At 63.2% G+C, this 18,991-nt stretch carries 14 protein-coding genes and 1 tRNA gene; 7 read left to right on the top strand and 8 right to left on the bottom strand.

The features are described from left to right. The first annotated feature begins 309 nt into the window (after positions 1-309). Positions 310-385: transfer RNA gene (locus DNX69_RS19960), tRNA-Ile, on the top strand. A 221-nt stretch (positions 386-606) separates the two neighbouring features. Here DNX69_RS19960 and DNX69_RS19955 read toward each other — a convergent pair. Beyond that, complete coding sequence (locus DNX69_RS19955; RefSeq protein WP_110787753.1) at positions 607-792, bottom strand: hypothetical protein; 186 nt, start codon at positions 790-792, stop codon at positions 607-609. Between the two features lie 120 nt (positions 793-912). Here DNX69_RS19955 and DNX69_RS19950 point away from each other — a divergent pair, with 120 nt between their 5' ends. The 3 genes from DNX69_RS19950 (at position 913) to DNX69_RS19940 (ending at position 9,783) form a co-directional block, all read left to right on the top strand. Then, positions 913-6,738, top strand: a complete 5,826-nt coding sequence (locus DNX69_RS19950) for an NACHT domain-containing protein (RefSeq protein WP_110787752.1) — start codon at positions 913-915, stop codon at positions 6,736-6,738. A 505-nt stretch (positions 6,739-7,243) separates the two neighbouring features. Then, positions 7,244-8,785 carry a diguanylate cyclase gene (locus DNX69_RS19945; RefSeq protein ID WP_110787751.1) on the top strand — a complete coding sequence of 514 codons (1,542 nt, stop codon included), beginning with the start codon at positions 7,244-7,246 and terminating at the stop codon, positions 8,783-8,785. Between the two features lie 131 nt (positions 8,786-8,916). Then, the gene (locus DNX69_RS19940) at positions 8,917-9,783 is read left to right on the top strand and encodes an FTR1 family iron permease (protein WP_110787774.1); all 867 of its coding nucleotides are present in this window, start codon (positions 8,917-8,919) and stop codon (positions 9,781-9,783) included. Here the strand turns inward: DNX69_RS19940 and DNX69_RS19935 are convergent. The 4 genes from DNX69_RS19935 to DNX69_RS19920 form a co-directional block, all read right to left on the bottom strand. Then, entirely contained in the window at positions 9,774-10,508 is a 735-nt protein-coding gene (locus DNX69_RS19935) for a transglutaminase-like domain-containing protein (protein WP_110787750.1), read from the bottom strand. The two genes, DNX69_RS19940 and DNX69_RS19935, sit on opposite strands and share 10 nt — an antisense overlap. Further along, complete coding sequence (locus tag DNX69_RS19930; RefSeq protein ID WP_110787749.1) at positions 10,498-10,725, bottom strand: DUF3222 family protein; 228 nt, start codon at positions 10,723-10,725, stop codon at positions 10,498-10,500. The genes DNX69_RS19935 and DNX69_RS19930 overlap by 11 nt, the downstream gene beginning before the upstream one ends. Positions 10,726-10,827: 102 nt before the next feature. After that, positions 10,828-11,088 (bottom strand): hypothetical protein, encoded by a 261-nt coding sequence (locus DNX69_RS19925; protein WP_110787773.1) that lies wholly within the window; start codon positions 11,086-11,088, stop codon positions 10,828-10,830. Positions 11,089-11,163: 75 nt separating this feature from the next. After that, positions 11,164-12,165, bottom strand: a complete 1,002-nt coding sequence (locus DNX69_RS19920) for an alpha/beta fold hydrolase (protein WP_110787748.1) — start codon at positions 12,163-12,165, stop codon at positions 11,164-11,166. Positions 12,166-12,316: 151 nt separating this feature from the next. On the opposite strand from DNX69_RS19920, the gene DNX69_RS19915 reads away from it, so the two are divergent. From DNX69_RS19915 to DNX69_RS19905, 3 genes are read left to right on the top strand one after another with little or no spacing between them, the layout of a single operon-like run. Then, entirely contained in the window at positions 12,317-13,579 is a 1,263-nt protein-coding gene (locus DNX69_RS19915) for an efflux RND transporter periplasmic adaptor subunit (protein ID WP_110787747.1), read from the top strand. Beyond that, positions 13,576-14,802: an ABC transporter permease gene (locus DNX69_RS19910; protein ID WP_110787746.1), complete on the top strand. Its 1,227-nt coding sequence runs from the start codon at positions 13,576-13,578 to the stop codon at positions 14,800-14,802. The genes DNX69_RS19915 and DNX69_RS19910 overlap by 4 nt, the downstream gene beginning before the upstream one ends. Next, entirely contained in the window at positions 14,795-15,475 is a 681-nt protein-coding gene (locus DNX69_RS19905) for an ABC transporter ATP-binding protein (protein ID WP_110787745.1), read from the top strand. The genes DNX69_RS19910 and DNX69_RS19905 overlap by 8 nt, the downstream gene beginning before the upstream one ends. A gap of 259 nt (positions 15,476-15,734) precedes the next feature. Here the strand turns inward: DNX69_RS19905 and DNX69_RS19900 are convergent, their stop codons facing one another. The 3 genes from DNX69_RS19900 to DNX69_RS19890 form a co-directional block, all read right to left on the bottom strand. Then, a complete protein-coding gene (locus tag DNX69_RS19900; RefSeq protein WP_110787772.1) occupies positions 15,735-16,952 on the bottom strand; it encodes an ABC transporter substrate-binding protein in 1,218 nt (405 codons plus the stop codon). A gap of 245 nt (positions 16,953-17,197) precedes the next feature. After that, positions 17,198-18,232, bottom strand: coding sequence for an AI-2E family transporter (locus tag DNX69_RS19895; protein WP_110787744.1), 1,035 nt, complete (start codon positions 18,230-18,232; stop codon positions 17,198-17,200). 24 nt (positions 18,233-18,256) lie between these two features. After that, positions 18,257-18,562, bottom strand: a complete 306-nt coding sequence (locus DNX69_RS19890) for a hypothetical protein (RefSeq protein WP_110787743.1) — start codon at positions 18,560-18,562, stop codon at positions 18,257-18,259. Positions 18,563-18,991 lie beyond the last annotated feature (429 nt).

Genomic DNA, 18,991 nt, shown 5'->3' with positions numbered 1-18,991 from the left:
TACGGCGCGAATGTTGGGGGAATCTTAACCCGTCCGGCCAACTCGGCGTCGAATGCGCTGCAATTCGTCGAAGCATCGCAGCCGGCGCCTGCGGCCTTCGGCGCCAGCACCGCGATGGCGCCGCCAGCACCAGCATCGAGGACGAGCATTGTCGCGGATCCTCGCCGCCGGGCCGTCGGCGCCCGCCGCGGCTCGCCGCGCGCGCAGCCGCCGGTCACCCTGCTTTGGTCGCGGCGGCGATTGCCGCAACTCCCACGCCATTGTAAGGGAGGGCCGTGCCCGTCCGCCGCCCCCGCGCGGCCGCCGGCGGGGCCTGTAGCTCAATGGTTAGAGCCGGCCGCTCATAACGGTCTGGTTGCAGGTTCGAGTCCTGCCGGGCCCACCACAGATCTAAATCATTAATGCGGTTCGATAACTCTCGCTTCTGCGGTAAAGCACCTTGCCAATAAACGGCAGTTGGGGACGGAGCCTGCGCTCCACCAGCAGCTTGGCTCAGTCTTTCACGTGACGCCGCCCGACGCTGTTCTTGCATGCGCCCCGCGCTCGGCCCACGCATCCTTGATTGCCTCCCGCAGCATCGAACACCGCCTTGGTGGGGCGAAGACATTACAGCAGCGCTTCAAACTCTCCCTCGATAACGGTTTTGCGGATCAAGGCGCGGCCTTGCTCGCATCCTTTGGTCTGGTGGGAGTAATCGGGATAGCTGCCATTGCGGTCTTTCGACCACTCAGCCGTCATGATCTGCCCGCAGCAGGCGAAAGCAACAACGCCGCAGAGCAGAAGCCAACGCATGTTTCTCGAACTGGAAGCGTATGCCCCGAATCGGACAGAATACGAAATGCGACGCATCCAAGGCTTCGAATCAAATTCAGAAATTGAAACACGACTACGTCGCCATTGGTAGGAGAGAGCGTGGCTGCAAACCCCATCATCAAACGAACAGCGATAACGCGGGCAGGATATGAGTATCAGGATCTTGTGGGGATCGAAATACTGATAGACCACTTCCGCGACCCCGGTCTCTACGAGTGGGTTCAGCTCGAAAGTGATGATGCAGAGTTTAAATCCCTCGACGACGTTGTTGCTCTCCGGAAGGACGCCTCCATTGAATTCGTGCAGGTGAAATTCACAGTCAATTCGGATGAGAACTTTCTCGACTGGGACTGGCTTCTGGAGGCGAAGGGCAAAGGCAGCTCAATGCTGTCGAAATGGGCGAAGTCTTATTTCCGTGCCAAGTCTCAAGGCCGCGTGCATCGCGCCCGTCTAGTTACCAACCGTGTGCCGTCTCCCCCATTCGCGGCGTGCCTCGATGGCGCTCTAGTCGATCTTGGTAGGATATCCGAGGATATGCGGGGCAGGATCGACTCCGCGTGCGGCGGGAGCCAGCAAACAGAAGAGTTTTTGAGCGAGTTCGAATTCGCGGGCGAGCAACTCGACTTGGATCGCTACGAAGAAGCCTTGCGGGATAAGCTTGTACCCACCGATACGGACTCCTCTGGCTGGTTGCTTCTGCGGACCTTTGTGCGGCGTTGGGCGATCCAGAAGAACGACCCTCAACCGGATGGCAAGATTCTCCGCGAGCATCTGGTGCAGCTCATCACGAAGCGCCGTCCTCAGCCGATCAGTCAGGAGTTTTACGTTCCGCCGGGATATCAGGTGCCTTCTCAGTCCTTTGATGAGACGGTTCGAGCCCGGATTGCGGCCCCTGAAACACCGATCACGATCCTTTGGGGAACGCCTGGCCGGGGGAAGAGCACCTATCTCAGCGATCTTACGCAAAAACTGCAGTGCGAGGACGAGGTGGTCCTGCGCCACCATTACTTTCTTTCGTCTGACGGCCCGCGGGCCAACCGCATGTCGTATTCCGACATCGCTGTATCGATCATTGATCAGCTCTTGAGCCGTTACCCTGACGTGGTGAACGGAATAGCAGCGGATGTGGACAAGCTTCACGCAGATCTTGGCGCCGTGGCCGCAAAACTGGCGAAGAAGGGTAAGCGGTTATACCTCGTCATCGACGGACTTGATCACGTCTGGCGCGATACCCTGCGAACCGATCAGTTGGAGTTTCTGTTCAACGCGCTGCTTCCCTTGCCTGCTAATGTCAGTCTGATTGTCGGGACGCAGCGTGTTCCGGATGCACAACTCCCAGGAAGACTGTTGGCGAGCGCCAAAGACGCGGACTGGATCGAAGTTCCGCGTATGGATGAATCCGCGGTTCATCGGTGGCTGGAAGCTCAAGACACCGCCCGGCCTCTGATCCTCAGTCAGAGAGACCATCGCGAACGAGGCGAGGAACTGGCAGACATAGCCGCAGCCTTGTTCCGCGTGAGTCAGGGGCATCCCTTGCATCTAATCTACGCTCTTGAAGGGCTCGTACGTACCGGCAAAGAAATCAGCACTGATGACATAGACGCTCTGCCGCCGTGCCCGGATGGCGATATTCGCTCCTACTATAGGGCGCTTTGGGTGAAGCTCCCGGTTACGGCCCGGAACATTCTTCATGCGTTGGCGGGCTCTGATTTCTTCTGGCCAGACCTTGGAATACGCCAGTGTCTCGGTGATTACAGCGAGATCGATTTTCTACTCGAACCCCGCAATGCGGGGATGATCCCCTTCCATCAAAGTATCTTCGCCTATGTGCGCGAGATGCCGGATCACGGGGCGAGCTATGCTGCGCTCCTGCCCAAGATCGTTCTCTGGCTCGAAACTCAAGCCCCGGAGTACTGGCGGTGGGGATGGTTGTGGCTGGCGCAAGCGGAGACGGGAAATTTCAAACCGCTATTCGAAGGGGCAAACAGGGACTGGGTTGTGTCATCCCTGGCGGCGGGCTGGCCGGAACGGCAGATCGCAAGGATATTGTCGACGGCTGAGAGTGCCGCTTTTGAGCAAGGCGATCTTCCGCAAACCGTCAGGCTGCGATCTCTGAAAACGCGAGTGCTCAATGCTCGGGATTTTCAGTCTGGCGACTATGGACAATTCCGGGCAACCGCGCTGACAACGAGCGATAACCGTCAGCAAACGTTGAACCTCATCGACGATCTGCAAGAGTTGTCGCCCGATGAGATCGTTTCGATAGCCAGATTGAGCCCGGCCACCCTCAGAACCGAAGTTGCGACAGCCAGCTTGAATGAGCTGGGACGACGCGTGAATGCTTGGATAGAGCTTCGTCACAAACCGGAACACGAATTTCGGGAGCTCTCCGATCGTTTGCTATCTGCTGCGGCCTTTGCCGGGGCTTCTGCCGTGCCTCGCACCCTTCGCTACCTGATGAGCTATCGAAATCCGGCTCCGCACTGCGATACATACATCAATCTTCTCGGAACGGCGCAGGACATTGAAGCCCTGCTGGCGGTCAGAAAGAGGATGCGGGGGGCAAAAAGCAGTCGGCAGAGGCGGCTCATCCAGGAGCATATTCTGAGGGCGGCCCTGTTCAAGGGGGCGAACCCGCGGCCGCTCATAAGCGACGTCGCTTCAGATCTTACCCCGTTCACTGCGTCGTGGCTCATACGGACGGGCGTGACGAGCAGCACCCGATTTCATGCATCGCCGCCGCCGGAAGACCTGTTGCGCGATCGGTATTCTGTCGGCAGCGACCCGGAGCTGTCCCAATACTTCTATGATTTCTTCTGGAGCGCGCTTTGCATCAGTCTTCAGGCAGTTGGGGACTTTTCGCTTTTCTATCCCTCGCGTGACAGCGACAAACTGGGATGGCTGGAAAGTGCGCTTCGATGCCTTGAAGATCTGGCGAGAGGGATTGCAGCCGGAAATTACCCGCTTTCATACTCGGCGGTCTTCGTGGCAGCCGATGCGCTTAAGTCTCTTGACCATGTTGGTCCGAACGACCGCAGCGCAGCGCAGTTCCGCGCATTCAGGCACTCCCTTCCGAATATCGCGCTGGACCTTCATTTACTTGGACTAGCCGACCAGCACCAGCCGGAAATTGCAACGGATGATTTCAATCGGGCAAGAAAGACTCTGCATTGGATCAACCAGCTCTGGATCGAACAGAATATCGAGAATCAGCTTCCGCTGCTCGAAGCGGCGGCGGCTAACACGTTCATTGAGGAAGCGAGTGCCGCTCTGGCCGGCAAGGTAAGCGAGTTCAACGAGAGATCGGACCAATGGACAAAGCTTGCGAGGCTCGCTTCACTCTATAACGTCCAGGATCCTGCCGCGCTGATGCTCAGGGCCGCGGATTGCCTTGTTGGATATGGCTGGAGAAAGGATCTTGGTGCAATGGATATGCTGGACGCGATCCAGCAGGTGCATGGAGCGGATGCGAGCCGCACAAAGGAATGGATTTTCGTCGTCAGCCCTATCATTAATGAGATCACCGAATTTACTGACGGTGATGAGACCAATCATGTCCGGTCCGAACTCATCGACGTCGTGTGCACCACCATGCCTGAATACCTTGCGGGCTTCTATGCCCACCATGTTTCGCAGGACGAGTGGCGCTATGCAGATGAGACGCTCGAAGCGGCGTTGAGCACAATTGATCTTTCCTCGAGGGCGGCGGCCGCGCTTTCCGGCACTCTGCTCGACGACAGGATGCTGAGAGGATTGGAAAAGCGGGGCGAAAGCGAGCCGATCGCACGCTCGCTGCTGCAAAAGCAGGTCGACTTCCTTGCCCGCTCGGAGCCCAAGGCCAGCGCCACCGAACCAAAAACCGAAGAGCTCAGACCGGAGGAGGAAAAGGCGCTACAGCAAGATCCGACAGCCATACCGCCGGGTGATTTTAAGGCGCTCGTTAGGCTCGTGTCTGGAGCATTTCCCTACCGGCATCGAGGTGAGTTCCTTGGTAAATGGCTAAGCCATTGGCAGGCTCAGGGCAAAGCATCGATTGCGCTCAATTCTATCAGAACCTTCTTCGACAATGAGGATCGATACTCCTACGCAGAGGAGATTCTGGATCATGCCTTCAAGGTCTGCTTGGCGGAAGAGGGCAAGGATGCGGCCTATCCGTGGCTGGTAAAGGCGCACATCTACCGCCACGGCTGGCAAAGTAACTGGACCTCCGAAAAGGAGGTCATGGAACGGCTCACCCTCGCGGCACAAACCTATCCCGAGAGATGGCAGGAATTCATCCGGGCGACTTCAGCTCAGACTCCCTACTATCAGCGCCGCGGGAAAGATTTCGTTCTGGGCTACCAGTATCTCGTGCGATACCTTCTCTTGGTTGGCCAAACGGGCATCGCGACCGCCGTCACAGACGAGTTTGTGAAGACGCTTGTGAGCGAAGTCAGGGATCAGCCGATCTCCGGTGCCTCTTGGCTGCGGATGCCGAGCGGCGCAGATCTCGCCCTAGAACTGCTCTTCGAGCGCCTGAACTGGCCGGTTCCAATGGTGCGGTGGAGAGCAGCCAAGGAAATTCGGAACCTTTTGAACGACCCGGCCACGATGAAGAACGCAGGCTCGCTGTTACTTGATCGCCTTGAGGCCTGCCGGACCGAGTCGGAAACCTGTTCTCTGCTGACAATCATCTTCCTGACCGATCCGGCTGGGCAGCCATCACGTGCGGATGTTGCCGACCGCCTTCATAAGCCGTCGGCCTTGTCGGATGCGTTGCTTCACCAAATCTATGCCACAGATCTCGACCCCAAAGCGTGGAGCAGTGCGCACTCAGGCGAGGCGCCGGGCGATTTCGAGCCGGATGGATATTTTGAAGAACACAAGACGGCTCATGTTCCGCCCATCCTATCCAACAACCTTGGGCGTCTTGAAGCACGGATCGGAAAGCCTTTCCTGCGCCAATGGGCATACGAATGGAAGCAACTGCGCGAGCGCCTTGACACAAGGTTCACCCGGTACCCCTATTATTTTGACGATGTAGGCGAAGTCCGCGGTGGCATCGTCGGCCAGTATCTCCAGCGCCAGAACGAAATCTACCGCTCAGCCTATCTCCGGGTATTTGCCCTGGCGGTTGACCTGTGGGGGATGCCTGCGAAACTCGCAGCGGAGTACTGCTCTGATAATGCCCCTGCGATCGCCGGCCTGTTCGAGCTTGAGCCGGGGAAAAGACCTGACTGGCTGGCGGACATCCCGGAGCGCTTTCTCGCCGCTGAGCCAGACTTCAAGGATGTTGTTCTGGAGCTGGTCAAAGCTGGCGAGATCGGCAGCCGGAAAATGGTATCGCTCAGCACGCCGTTTCGTAAGGACGCGGCGCTCTATGGACATCTGTCTGTGACGGCTTTCTTTGTCACAGACGATTTCAAACTCAGTGATGATCGCGATCTCTACGAGCCTTCGACGATCCTGCCGTTGTCCGACTATTTTGATCCGCGGGGAAGGCAACTGGCATTGCCGGAAGACAGCCCTGCGCAGGAAGGCGCCGAGGGAGAAGCTGTGCCGGTGTGCGAGACGTTGCTGCCCATACCGTTCGGCTATTGGCAGAGTGACTATTATTCTCGCGGCCTAAGCGTACCTGCGAGCTATTGGCTTCCCGAGGATGCCGTTTTGCAGTGTGGCCCTTCGGCGCTCGAACTCAGCAGCGTTGGTTCTCCCGTCGCCTCCACGCAAATCTGGCATGACGACTGGACACCGCGCTATCCGCGTGGCGGGCATACGCGCTGCGGCGTTGTTTCTTATCTCGATGCTTCCCTATTGTCCAAGGCGCAGACCGAGAGCGGCCTTCGCCTTGGTTGGTTCGTGGAACGGTCCGTCTGGACGCGCGAGAGCGACTACGGCGACTTCGAGCTTGAAAGGCAGCGGGCAATCGTGATCGAGCAGCCGTGAGGCTCTGCTCATCGGTAGAATTTGCTCGCTTCATCAGTCCGTCCTCGTCAGGGGCGGACTCTAATTCCAGCCGGGGAATTAATTCACGTTGGGTCCCTCTCAGGCGCCATCCGTAGAAAGCGTCATTGTTGAAGCGGACTTTCCGACCAGCCTCGAACGAGTCTTGCAGAACTTCTCGATGCGGCCACCGGTGCGATCTGTGCGCTGATCGTGCCCCGTCCTCGCGTCGATCCACCTGAAATCCACAGACGGTACACGGGTATCCCTTGCTCGGGACGAATCGTGATTAAGTCACGCGCGTAGTTTTGCGAGCCTGCGGCTTCGGGCCGGCGGGTAAGATACTGTTGCCTGCCACTGGATGGGTCGCAAAGTCGTTTGTGACCAAGTCGTTTCGAATGCGTGACGTCCTTTCGTTCCCGATCTGCGCTTGGATGCGTGTCGCCGCGGCGGCGATCGCCAGCTGCCCGGCCGCCGGCCCGGGCGAGAGAGACCGCTTGGTCCGATCATGAACATGCAAATAGATGTCGATCGCGACTGGAAGGATCGCGTCTCTGCGCGGGCCCTGGAGCAGATCCGGGAGCTCGATCTTTCGCTCGATCCGGAGAGCTTCGAGCTCTGGTACACGTTCTTCGCAGGCCGCCACAAAGCGCTGACCGAGGCGATCGACGCGCTGCTCGCCGCCAAGCCGCGGCCGACCTCGCGTGACATCGCCGATCTGTACGAGCGGGTGCTGTTTCCCGCGAAGGCGGCGACGCGGATCGAGGCGATCGGCGCCGAGGTGCAGACCCAGTCGAGCCGGTTGATCGACGTCATCGCGCAGGCGTCCGACGCCACCCAAGGCTATCAATCCCGGCTGTCGAGCGCAGCGCCGCGACTGGCGGGCGGGGGCAGCGAAGGCGGTGTCGCGGCGATCGTCGACGATCTGCTGCAATGGACGATCGAGATGCGCGCCACCAACGCGCTGCTGGTCGAACGGCTCGGCTCTGCGGCGGCGCAGGTTCGGCAATTGCAGGACCAGTTGGATCAGGTCCGGCTGGAAAGCATGACCGATCCGCTCACCGAGGTCGGCAACCGCAAGTATTTCGAGACCCTGCTGTCGCAGCACGTCGCCAGCGATGGGAGCGCTCCGCTGTCGCTGCTGGTCGTCGATCTCGATAATTTCAAGCAGTTCAACGATCGCCATGGGCATGTGGTCGGCGACGACGTGCTGCGGCTCGCCGCATCGGCGATCAAGCACAATTGCCGCCGCGACGATCTGGTGTGCCGCTATGGCGGCGACGAGTTCGCCGTCATCCTGCCGCGCACGCCGCTGCGGGAGGCGCTGCTGCTCGGCGAGACGATCCGGGCGGCGATCGCGGCCCGCGAGCTGCACCGCCGGTCGACCCACGAGAGCCTTGGGCGGCTGATGGTGTCGATCGGGGCGGCGGAGTTCAGGCCGGGCGAGCGGGCCGAAGACCTGGTCGAGCGCGCCGATCATTGGATGTACGTCGCCAAACAGGCGCGGCGGGATCGGGCGCACCCCTGCGCGGACGCCGCGGCTCACGATCCGGCCGAGCGACGGCCGGAGATCCTGTGGCACGAATCCTACGCCTGCGGCGAGCCCACCATCGACGCCCAGCATCGCGAGCTGTTCGACCTGGCCAATGTGTTGCTCGGCCGCGAGATCGACACGCTGGAGCCGTCGAAACTGAGGGAGTTCGTCGACCTGTTGCTCGGCCGCGTCGCCGAACACTTCCAGGATGAACAGGCGGTGCTGGAGGCGGCCCGCTACGATGAATGCGCGCTGCATCGCACCGAACACGACCATCTGCTGATCCAAGCCCGTCAGATCAGCGAGGCGGTTGTGTCCGGCAACCAACCACTCGCCGAGCTCCGGACATTTCTGGTCAACTCGGTGATCCTCGGTCATATGCTCAAGGACGATCGGCGGTTCTTCCCGCTGTTCGATCCGCATGCATCGTCCGGCCTTGCTGTCCCATCGGCCGTCCCGCATCGCGAACGCCGTCGGTCCCAGCTGGAACGCGATGATCACGATCGATTGGTGTGATCGGCCGCCGATTAGCAGTGAGTTGTTCGTCAAACTGCTGTAATATTGCCGATCTCGGTCGCAGGTGAGCCGGCTGGTCGCCGCTGATCCGACGACCGCTCCCCGCCGGGCAAAGGCGAAGATTGGCGCAGATGATCGGGTCGCAATTCGGCAATGTCGTGATCGTGGTCTGGCGCGAAGGCGTCGAGGCGCTGCTGATCGTCGGCATTCTCAATGCCTGGCTGCGCGCCAACGATGGTAGCGGGATCGGCCGGCGCTATCTGTGGGCGGGCGTTGCCACCGGCCTGTTGATCGCGATCGGCTTCGGCACCACCATCGCATGGTCCAGCAGTTCGATCCCGCACGCCAGCCGCGAGGTCTATGAGGTGATTGCGAGCCTGCTCGCAGCCGGCCTGATCGTCCATATGGTCACCTGGATGCGCGGGCAGGGGAGTTCGCTGCGCGACGAACTCGAGGCGGCGCTCCGCCAGGAAACCGGCGCGGCGAGCTGGTGGGGCATGTTCACGCTGGCGGCGCTGGCGATCGCACGCGAGGGCGCCGAGACCATTCTGTTCCTGCTCGGCACGCTGGCGGCGGCCGAAAGCGTCTCACCGGCCGAACCGGTGCTCGGCGGGATCGCCGGCGTGACGCTGGCTTTGGCGACTTACGCGCTGCTGCAGCTCGGCAGCCGGGTGGTCACTTGGCGGCTGTTCTTCCGCGTCACCGAAGTGATGATGTTGCTGCTGGCGGCGTCGCTGCTGATCAGCGGCGTCGACACGTTGAGCGAGCTCGGCGCGCTGCCGTCGGCCGCACCGCTGTGGGACAGTTCGGCGGTGCTCTCCGACCGCGGGCCGGTCGGGGCGCTGGTGGCGGGGCTGACCGGCTATCGGGCGCAGCCGACGGTGCTCCAGCTCGGCTGCTACCTCGCGTACTGGATCTGCGTCGTGCTGCTGCTGCGCAGGGCCGAGGAGCCTGAACAGGCCGCCGTGGCAGAGAAACGCGCCGAAATTCAGCGCTGAGCCGCACGCGAGGCGCGCGCCGCGGCATCCTGCGCCGCCTCGTCCTCCATCGACCCGCGCAGGCGGCCCTGCTCGGCGAGGTGAGGATATTGCCGCTTCATCTCGGCCTGCAGAAATTTCACCGGCACATCGAAATACGCGCCGTGGTCGCGGACATATTCCATGAACCGCGCATCGTTGTTGTCGAACGCCTGCATCACCGCGTCCGACGAGCCGTCGAAATCGAGCGGCGCGACGCCGAGCTTGTCGCACAGCGTACGGTTGAAGGTCGGCGATGCCTTGACCCAGCGCGTCCCGGTGAAGCACTCGGCGTAGCCGTGCCAGGCGAACAGGTCGGTGCCCATGGTCCGGGTCAGGTTCTCGGTGGCGAGGTGATTGCGCACGTCGGCGAAGCACACCCGCGCCGGTATCCCGGCGGCGCGTGCCAGCGCCGCGAACGCCGACGCCTTGCCGACGCAATAGCCGCGCTCGGCGCGCAGCACGCTGGAGGCACGGAAGATCTCGGGGCTGGAAAAATCGACGTACGGATCGTAGCGGACGCCGTCGCGTACCGTCAGGTACAGCGCGCGCAGCTTGTCGGCCAGCGTGGCTGCGCCGCGGGTCGCCTCAGCGGCGCGCGCGATGATCTCCGGATGATCGCTGTCGACGAATTCCGCCGGCGCCAGACACACCGCGATACCGGAGGCGGCGTTGTTGGCGCCGCCGCTGGCGGGCTCAGACCGCATGCAGCTTCGGCCTTGCCGACAGGACCTGCTTGGCGATCACCACCGGGCAATCGTCCGCATGCTTGATCTCGTCGCCGGTCTGCAGCCACGGTACCGATGCCCCGCACAGCTTGCACTGATTGTGCGCCCCGCCATCCTCTTCTGAGACGATCTCGATGGCCGTCTTGAGCAGGGCGGTGGCGATCTTGCGGACGTCTTCGGCGGTGGTGTCGGTCATGGGTCTGGTCCGTGGAAACGTGTGCGGCGGTAGCCGCAGCGGAAGTGTGCCGCCGTTCGGCGGCGCATGCAACCGAGCGCTGTATGCCGAGACGAGACGGCGTCAGTAGCAGGGGTGGCGGCGGCCGTCCTGCCCGCGATAGGCGGCCGCGCCCTGGCCGCACAGCGCCGACAGCGGACCGTCATAGGTGGCGAATGTCTCGCCCGGCCACACCGGCGGCCCGTAATTGTGAGTGTAAGGCTCGCTCGACGGATGATGGTGCACACGATGGTGGTGATGGTGCGTACGGTGCCCGGCGAGCGCCGGGGCTGCGGTCGCGGCGGACAGGATCATCACGGCGCAGGCCAGCTTCAAAGTGGTCATCACAGACTCCATTGGTTCCCGGAGGGAACGCGCCCGCCCGGTTGAAGTTTCATCGCGCGGCTGGCGTCACTCGCGTCAGGTGCGTTCGGCCGCTTCGGTCCGCTTTGGCGCGGCGCGCTCGGTCACCGCATCCGCCAGCCGTTCGATCTCGGCCGCGATGGTATCGGCATGGGCGTGATGCGCCATGTGGCCGGCGCCGTTCAGCCGCAGCAGCCGCGCCTGTGGCACCGCCTGGGCCAGCGCCTCGGCATGGACCTGGGGCGGCACCACCGGATCGGCAGTGCCGGCGACGATCACGGTCGGCACCTGGATGGCGGCGTAGCGTGGAATGTGGTCGATCAGCTGATCGCGCAGTCCGGCATATTCTTCGAGGCTGGCGGCGAACCGTTTGGCGGTCAGCGCCAAAGCCAGCCGACTGCGCTCGGCATAGTCGGAAGGCGGCGTCTCGGGGCGGAAAATCCGCGCCGCGATCCGACGCATCATCGCCAGCGACAGCGGCGGCAGCAGCGTGTAGGTGACCAGCGGCTTCATCAGCACTTCGGCGGCGCGCTGGAACAGCGGCAGGCCCTGCGGCCGGGGATGCGTGGTCGGGTTGATCAACACCAGCCCGGCGACGGTATCGGGGTTGTCGAGCGCATAGCGCAGCGCGATCAGGCCGCCGAACGAATGCCCGACCACGATCAGCGGACCGGCATTGCGATCGCGCAGCACCTCGCGGATCAGCGTCACCTGATAGGCCGGCGAGGCGATCGGGCCGGTACCGGTGACGCTGTAGCCCTGGCCGGGACGGTCGGGGATGATCACCCGCAGCCGCTGCGCCAGCCGCTCGCCGAGCGCCATCCGCATGTCTTCGCAGCACAGGTTGGCGCCGTGCAGCAGCAGCACGGTCGGCTGGCCGGGAGCAGCCGGGCGGGCAGGAGCGAGGTCGAGCGCGTGCATCCGCACGCCGTTGGCGTTGATGAACACGCCGCGCGGCGGATAGCGCGCCTCCAGCCGGCGCGCGAGCCGGCACGACACCCAGCCCGCCGCCGTGAACAACGCGACGACGCTGAGCGCCAGCAAGATCAAGGTCGTCATCGCATCCTTCGGTCACAGGCGGTAAACCGCGGCGACTCCGCGGCAATCTGTGAAATTGAGCACGCGGGCGTGATGCCGCAATTGATCTTTCGCAATGGTCCCCACCGGTTCCGAGGCTAGCTCTCGGCAGGGCGATCGACCGCGGATCATCATGTTGCAGACAACCGAGCAGATCGAGGCGCCGCGTCCCAATCTGGCCGCACGCTGGGCGAGCGGATTGTGGCGTCACAAATGGGCCGCGCTCGGTATCGCGGTGGTCCTGATCGCGGCCGGGTCCGGCCTGTTCAGGTTGCTGCTCGGCCCGGAAGTGGTCGCGGTCGCGGTACAGCGCGGCAATCTGGTGCAGACCGTTGTGGCCAGCGGCCACATCGAAACTCCGTATCGCGTCGAAATCGCCAGCCAGATCACCGGCACCGTCAAGGACGTGCTGGTGAAGGAAGGCCAGCAGGTCCATCAGGGCCAGCAGCTCGTCGCGATCGAGGCGTCGGAATTGCGGGCCTCTGTGGTGCAGGCCGAAGGCGCCGTGGCGCAGGCGCAGGCGAGGGTCCGCCAGCTCCGCGAACTCACCAAGCCGGCCGCCGACGAAGCGCTGAAACAGGCCCAGGCCAACCTGCTCAATGCCGAGGCGATCTACGAGCGCGCCTCCAAGCTGGCGGCTTCCGGCTACGGCACCAAGGCGACGCTCGACGACGCCACCAAGAATCTCGACGTCGCCCGCACCCAGGTTCGCACCGCCGAGCTGCAGGTGTTCACCTCCAGCCCCGGCGGCAGCGACTTCGTCATGGCCGAAACCCAGCTCAGCCAGACGCTCGCCAATCTCAACAACGCGCAGGCGCGACTCGGCTACGCCACCATCGTGGCACCGCGCGACGGCGTGCTGATCACCCGTGCGGTCGAGCGCGGCAGCGTGGTGCAGCCGGGCAAGGCGCTGCTGGTGCTGGCGCCGGCGGGCGACATCCAAATCGTGGTGCAGATCGACGAGAAGAATCTCGGCCAGCTCGCGCTCGGCCAGCACGCGCTGGCCTCCGCCGACGCCTATCCGGACAAGCGGTTCGATGCGACGCTGAGCTACATCAACCCATCGGTCGACATCAACCGCGCCTCGGTCGAGATCAAGCTCAAGGTCGACGATCCGCCGGACTATCTGCGTCAGGACATGACGGTGTCGGTCGACATCGCCACCGCGCGGCGCGACGACGTGGTGATCGTGCCGGCGCGCGCGGTGAACGACGCGACCGCGGCCCCCTACGTGCTAAAGGCGAGCGGCGGCCGCGCGGTGCGCCAGCCGGTGAAGCTCGGCCTGCGCGGTGTCGGCTTCTACGAAGTGATCGACGGTCTCGCTCCCGGCGACCGCGTGATTCCGCTCGCCACCGGCGTCAAGCCGGATCAGCGCATCCGCGCGGTGCTGCGGTGAAACGCTGGCTGCCGTTCGAGTGGATCGCCGCGGTGCGGTTTCTGCTCGACGGCGCGGTGCAGACGCTGGTGATCGTCGGCGGCATCGCGATCGGCGTCGGCGTCATCGTGTTCATGTCGGCGATGCTGGCGGGGCTGCAGGCCAATTTCATCAAGCGGGTGCTGACCTCGGTGCCGCAGATCCAGTTGCTGCCGCCGGATCAGGTGGCGCGACCGCTGCGCGATGAGCCCGGCACGGTCGAGGCTGCGGTGGTGCAGCGCCCGACCCAGCGGATGATCTCGATCGACCAATGGCCGAAGATCCGCGCCGAGATGCAGGCGCGGCCGGACGTGGTCTACGCCGCCGCCACCGCGTCGGGCTCGGCGCTGGCGCTGCGCGGCGACACCAGCCGCGCCGTGACGCTGTACGGCATAGAACCGGAGATCTATTTCAAGATCGTCAGGGTGCCGGACTTCATCGTCGCCGGCGAGGCGCAGGTCACCACCGAGGGCATCCTGATCGGCATCGAGCTGGCGCGCGATCTCGGCGCCTCGTTGGGCGACAAGATCATCGTGTCGACGCCTCTCGCCGGCAACCGCATCCTCACCATCAAGGGCATCTTCGATTTCGGCAACAAGGCCGCCAACCAGCGCAACACCTTCGTCACGTTGCGCAACGCCCAGAGCATGCTCGGGCTGATCGGTGGCGTTACCTCGATCGATCTGACGGTGGCGGACATCTACACGGCCGAGACCATCGCCCAGGAGGTGCAGGCGATGCTGCGGGTGAAGGCGGATAGCTGGATCAAGACCAACGCGCAGTTCTTCACCGCGGTGCAGGCGCAGCAGAACTCCAACACGCTGATCCGGCTGTTCGTCGGCCTGTCGGTGGCGTTCGGCATCGCCGCGGTGCTGATCGTGACGGTGATCCAGCGTTCCAAGGACATCGGCATCCTGCGCGCGATGGGCACGCGGCGCGGCCAGGTCCTGCGGGTATTCCTGATCCAGGGCGGCTTGCTCGCCTTCGTCGGCTCGGTGCTCGGCTCGGCGCTCGGCGCGCTGGCGCTGTTCACCTGGCATCGCTCGGCGCGCCAGGTCGACGGCAGCGAGCTGTTTCCGCTGATCCTCGAGCCCGATCTGTTCGTCTGGGCTGCAGTGCTCGCCACCGCGACCGGCGTCGCTGCGGCAATCGCCCCGGCGCTGCGCGCCGCACGGCTCGATCCGGTGGTGGCGATCCGTGGCTGACGTCCTCGCGCTCGATGGGATCCGCAAATCCTACAATGTCGGCACGCCGGTCGAGACCGAGGTGCTGCACGGCATCGACCTGACGATGCAGCGCGGCGACTTCCTGGCGCTGATGGGGCCGTCGGGCTCGGGCAAGTCGACACTGCTCAACATCATCGGCCTACTGGACCGGCCGACCGGCGGCCGCCTGCTGATCAACGGTGAGGACACCGGACAGCTCGGCGATTCGGCGCTGACGCATCTGCGCGGCCACGCCATCGGCTTCGTGTTCCAGTATCACTATCTGATTTCGGCGTTCACCGCCCGCGAGAACGTGATGATGCCGATGCTGGTCGATCGCGGGCGCCCCGATACGGCGATGGAGCGGCGCGCCGACGAACTGCTCGACCGCGTCGGGCTCAGTCGTTGGCGCAACAACAGCGCCGCCAACATGTCCGGCGGCCAGCAGCAACGCGTCGCGGTCGCGCGTGCGCTGGCGATGGACCCCGACCTCGTGCTCGCTGACGAGCCCACCGGCAACCTCGACACTAAATCCGCCGACGACGTGTTCGAACTGATGCGCGAAATCAACCGCGAACGCGGCACCACGTTTCTGCTGGTGACGCACAATGACGATCTGGCGGCAAGGTGCGACCGCATCGTGCGGGTGGTGGATGGCAGGATTGCGGGGTAGGGCAAAGAAGACGCTGCTTTAGACGAGGCATGGCACGTCGCCCGCGTCACACTCCGCCGTCATCGCCCGGCTCGTCCGGGCGACCCAGTATTGCAGAGTATTGGCTGGTCGCGCAGGGCGTCGCCAGAGCCGCTCTGGAATACTAGATCCCCCGCATGCGCGCGGGATGACAGCTGGTGGTGGGGCAGCGCCAATCGTTCAAATAAATGGATTCGCGGGGCTGGCCCCGCGAATCCGTCGTCACTTCTAGCGTCGGTGGTTAGTTCGTAACCCTCGCCTCGAGGACCTCGCCGAACATCTCCCAGCGATCGCCCTTGAAGCGCATCAGTTGCATCTGCTCGATCGGGAAGTGATCGGTCGGCGAGGTGTTCATGGTGATGCCCGGCAGCAGCGATGCCGGCGCGTAGCCCTTCAGGCTGGTCGCCACCTTCATGATGTTCTCGCGCGTCAGGTTATCGCCGGCCTGCTTCAGGATGTGTTCCAGCGTCTGCGCGGCGCCGTAGGAATACAGCAGCAGACCGTTGGAGCGATCGGAGCCCGGCATGTACTTCTCGAGGAAGGCATCCCACTCCTTCACGCCCGGATCGTCCTTCCAGGTCGGATCGGTCGGATCTTTGACGTAGCTCGCGGTGATCGCGTCCTGCGCATAGTCCATCCCGGCCGGCTTGATCACCGCGCCGACGGAGGACGATACGTTGTTCAGAACGTGAATCGGCTTCCAGCCGAGTTCACCCATCTTGCGGATCGCCAGCGCGGCAAATTTCGGCGTGGAGAGATTGAGAAACAGATCGGCGCCCGAGGCCTTGAGCTTGGCCATTTGGGAATCGATGGTCGGATCGGTGATGTCGTACGTCGCCTCGGAGATGATCATTGAGGTCTTGGCGCCGAGCCCGTCCTTGACGCCCTTGTAGATGTCCTTGCCGTAATCGTCGTTCGCCACCAGCACGGCGATCTTGGCGTTGGGATGGGTCGCCATGATCCACTTCGCGTAGATCCGGCCCTCCGCCTGATAGGGCGGGTTGAACGGCATCGTCCACGGATAGGTCTTCGGATCATCGCCGAACCGCGTGCCGCCGCTCGACAGCATCAGCTGCGGCACCTTCTTCTGGTTCAGGTACTTCATGACGGCGGTGTTCGAAGGCGTGCCGAGCGTGTGGTACAGGAACAGCACCTCGTCGCCTTCCACCAGCTTGCGGGTCTGCTCCACCGCCTTCGGCGGCGAGTAGGCGTCGTCATACGAAATGAAGTTGATCTTGCGACCGTTGATGCCGCCCTTCTCGTTCAGCATCTTGACGTAGGCGCTCTGCACCTGACCGACGATTCCGTAGGCCGACGCCGGGCCGCTATAGGGCACGAAATTGCCGATCTTGATCTCGGTGTCGCTGGCGCCGGGCCCATAGGCCTTCTGTGCGAGTGAAACACCGGGCGCGAGCAAAGAGGTCGCCGCGACAACGGCCGCAAGTTTGAACAGTCTCATCTGTTTCCATCCCATTTTCTTGGCGCGATCGTTTTCGATCGTCACGGTCGCAATACTAGACGTGCATGGGATTGCGGCGCAATGCCGATTGCGTGGACCAAACAGCGCATGGGGTGGATGACGGCTGTTATTCCGTCGCATCGACTTGGCTCGGCGGCTGATGCCGGCAAGACTGCTGATAATTTGCTTCGTGCGGAATTAGCGGTCGGCACGGTACGTTCTTCTTAGGTGCCGCCGGCCGACCCTCACGCGGCGCCTTCTTGTTCTCCCGGCACCGAGGTCTGTCCGCCGAGCGTCTGGCGGACCCAGAGCTTCTGCACCAGCACCATGCAGGTCACGGCGAGCGGGACCGCCAGGATGATTCCGGGCCAGCCGAACAGCAACCCGAAGCCGGCGATCGCAAACAGGATGAGCGCTGGCGGTACCTGAACCGCGCGTCGCTGCACCAGGGGCGTGATCAGATTGCCTTCGAGCTGTTGAATGATCAGAATCGCCAACCCGGTCCAGATCACCGCCGAGCCGCCCTGCGCGAAGGACAGCAGCAGCGCCGGCAAGGCGCCGACGACGGGCCCGATCATCGGGACGAAATTGGTCAACCCCGCAATCAATCCCAAACCGATCGGCGAAGGCAGCCCGATCAGCCAGAAGGCGACGCCTGAAGCGATCCCGACCAGCACCATCGACACCAGCTGGCCGAGAAACCACAGGCGCAGTGCCGTCGCGGTGACGCTCATCGCATTCAGAACCCGCGCGTGCTGAGCGCTCGGAAACAGCAGCACCAATCCGGTCCGGTACACCTTCGGATCGGCGGCCAGATACACCGCGGCAACGAGCACCAGCAGAATGTCCAGCATGCCGCCGACGAACGAGTAACCGATGCTGGCCGCGCGGGTCAGCAGGCCGCCACTCGGATTGGACGAGAGTTCATCGCGCACCCGCGATGCGGCGTTGTCGAATCCAAACCGGCTGCCGAACGCGTCCAGTGCGCCCGGCGCACGCTGGAACACCTCGCCCAGCTGGCCGACCAATTGTGCGCCGAACAGCCACGCGAACGAGCCGAGCGCGACGATCAGGGCGGCGACGACCAGCGCGATCGAAGTGCCGTGACCGATCGGTGCGCGGGATCGGATCAGACGAGCGGAGCCGGACATCAGCACCGACAGCAACACGGCGGCGAACACCAGGGGCAGCAGATCGGCGATCGACCACGCGACATAGCCGAACAGCACCACGCCCGCTGCCATCAGCAGGCGGCGGAAGTAACGCCACTCCGTGTTCATCGCCGATTCCACCGCTGCGCCGAGCTATCGAGGATTGAAATTGTCGCAGGCGATCCACCACTGCGTCGGCAGCGTTGCATCGGCGAGGTTGTCGAGGATTCCGGGATTCGTGCCGGACCGGAAATCCAGGATGCATAGCTCGGTATCGCCGGATCGAACGCGGGTAATTTTCAGGTGCCGGCATTCATCCGGGATGAACTGTCCCTTGCTTCCGACAACCTGCTCGATCTTCTGCTGTGACGGGCAAGCGGGAAACGCGTTCTGAGCCTCGGCGAGGCTGGGAGTTACCGCGATCACACCGGCTATTGCAGCAGCGGAGCGTAACAGCATGGGGCGATCCTTTCGTTGTGGTCGAGGGGAGCATATTAGCTCGGGCGACGTAGCCGACATGTCCGGCCCGCGGTGCGTTTCATCCGTGCACCCCGATGAAACCCGGACCTGCTCGCGTTGGTTCCTCGGCTTGCGTAGCTGATGTGATCGCGGCGAAGCGACGTCGACTGTTCCCGGCCGCGATCACACGACCGGCCTCCGCAGGTGACATCTTGCCGCATTAGCTCGGCAGCGTCGGAAATTGCGTCGTCGAATCGGTGAAAGTAGCTGCGGTGCAGGGCGATCTGCAGCATCGGGTCCGCCTCCGCCGATACCGGCTGCGTCGCGCGAGCGGTGCAGCGAGGAGCGGCAATGACCTAAATCAATGCTGCGATAGTGACACATGCCTCTGCTGGTCCTGCTCTCTGCGAGTGCGCACCGGCGAATTGT

Origin of the sequence: Rhodopseudomonas palustris (assembly GCF_003226555.1) — a bacterium.
Classification (GTDB): domain Bacteria; phylum Pseudomonadota; class Alphaproteobacteria; order Rhizobiales; family Xanthobacteraceae; genus Rhodopseudomonas; species Rhodopseudomonas palustris_I.
This window is presented reverse-complemented; position numbering and strand designations above follow the sequence as displayed.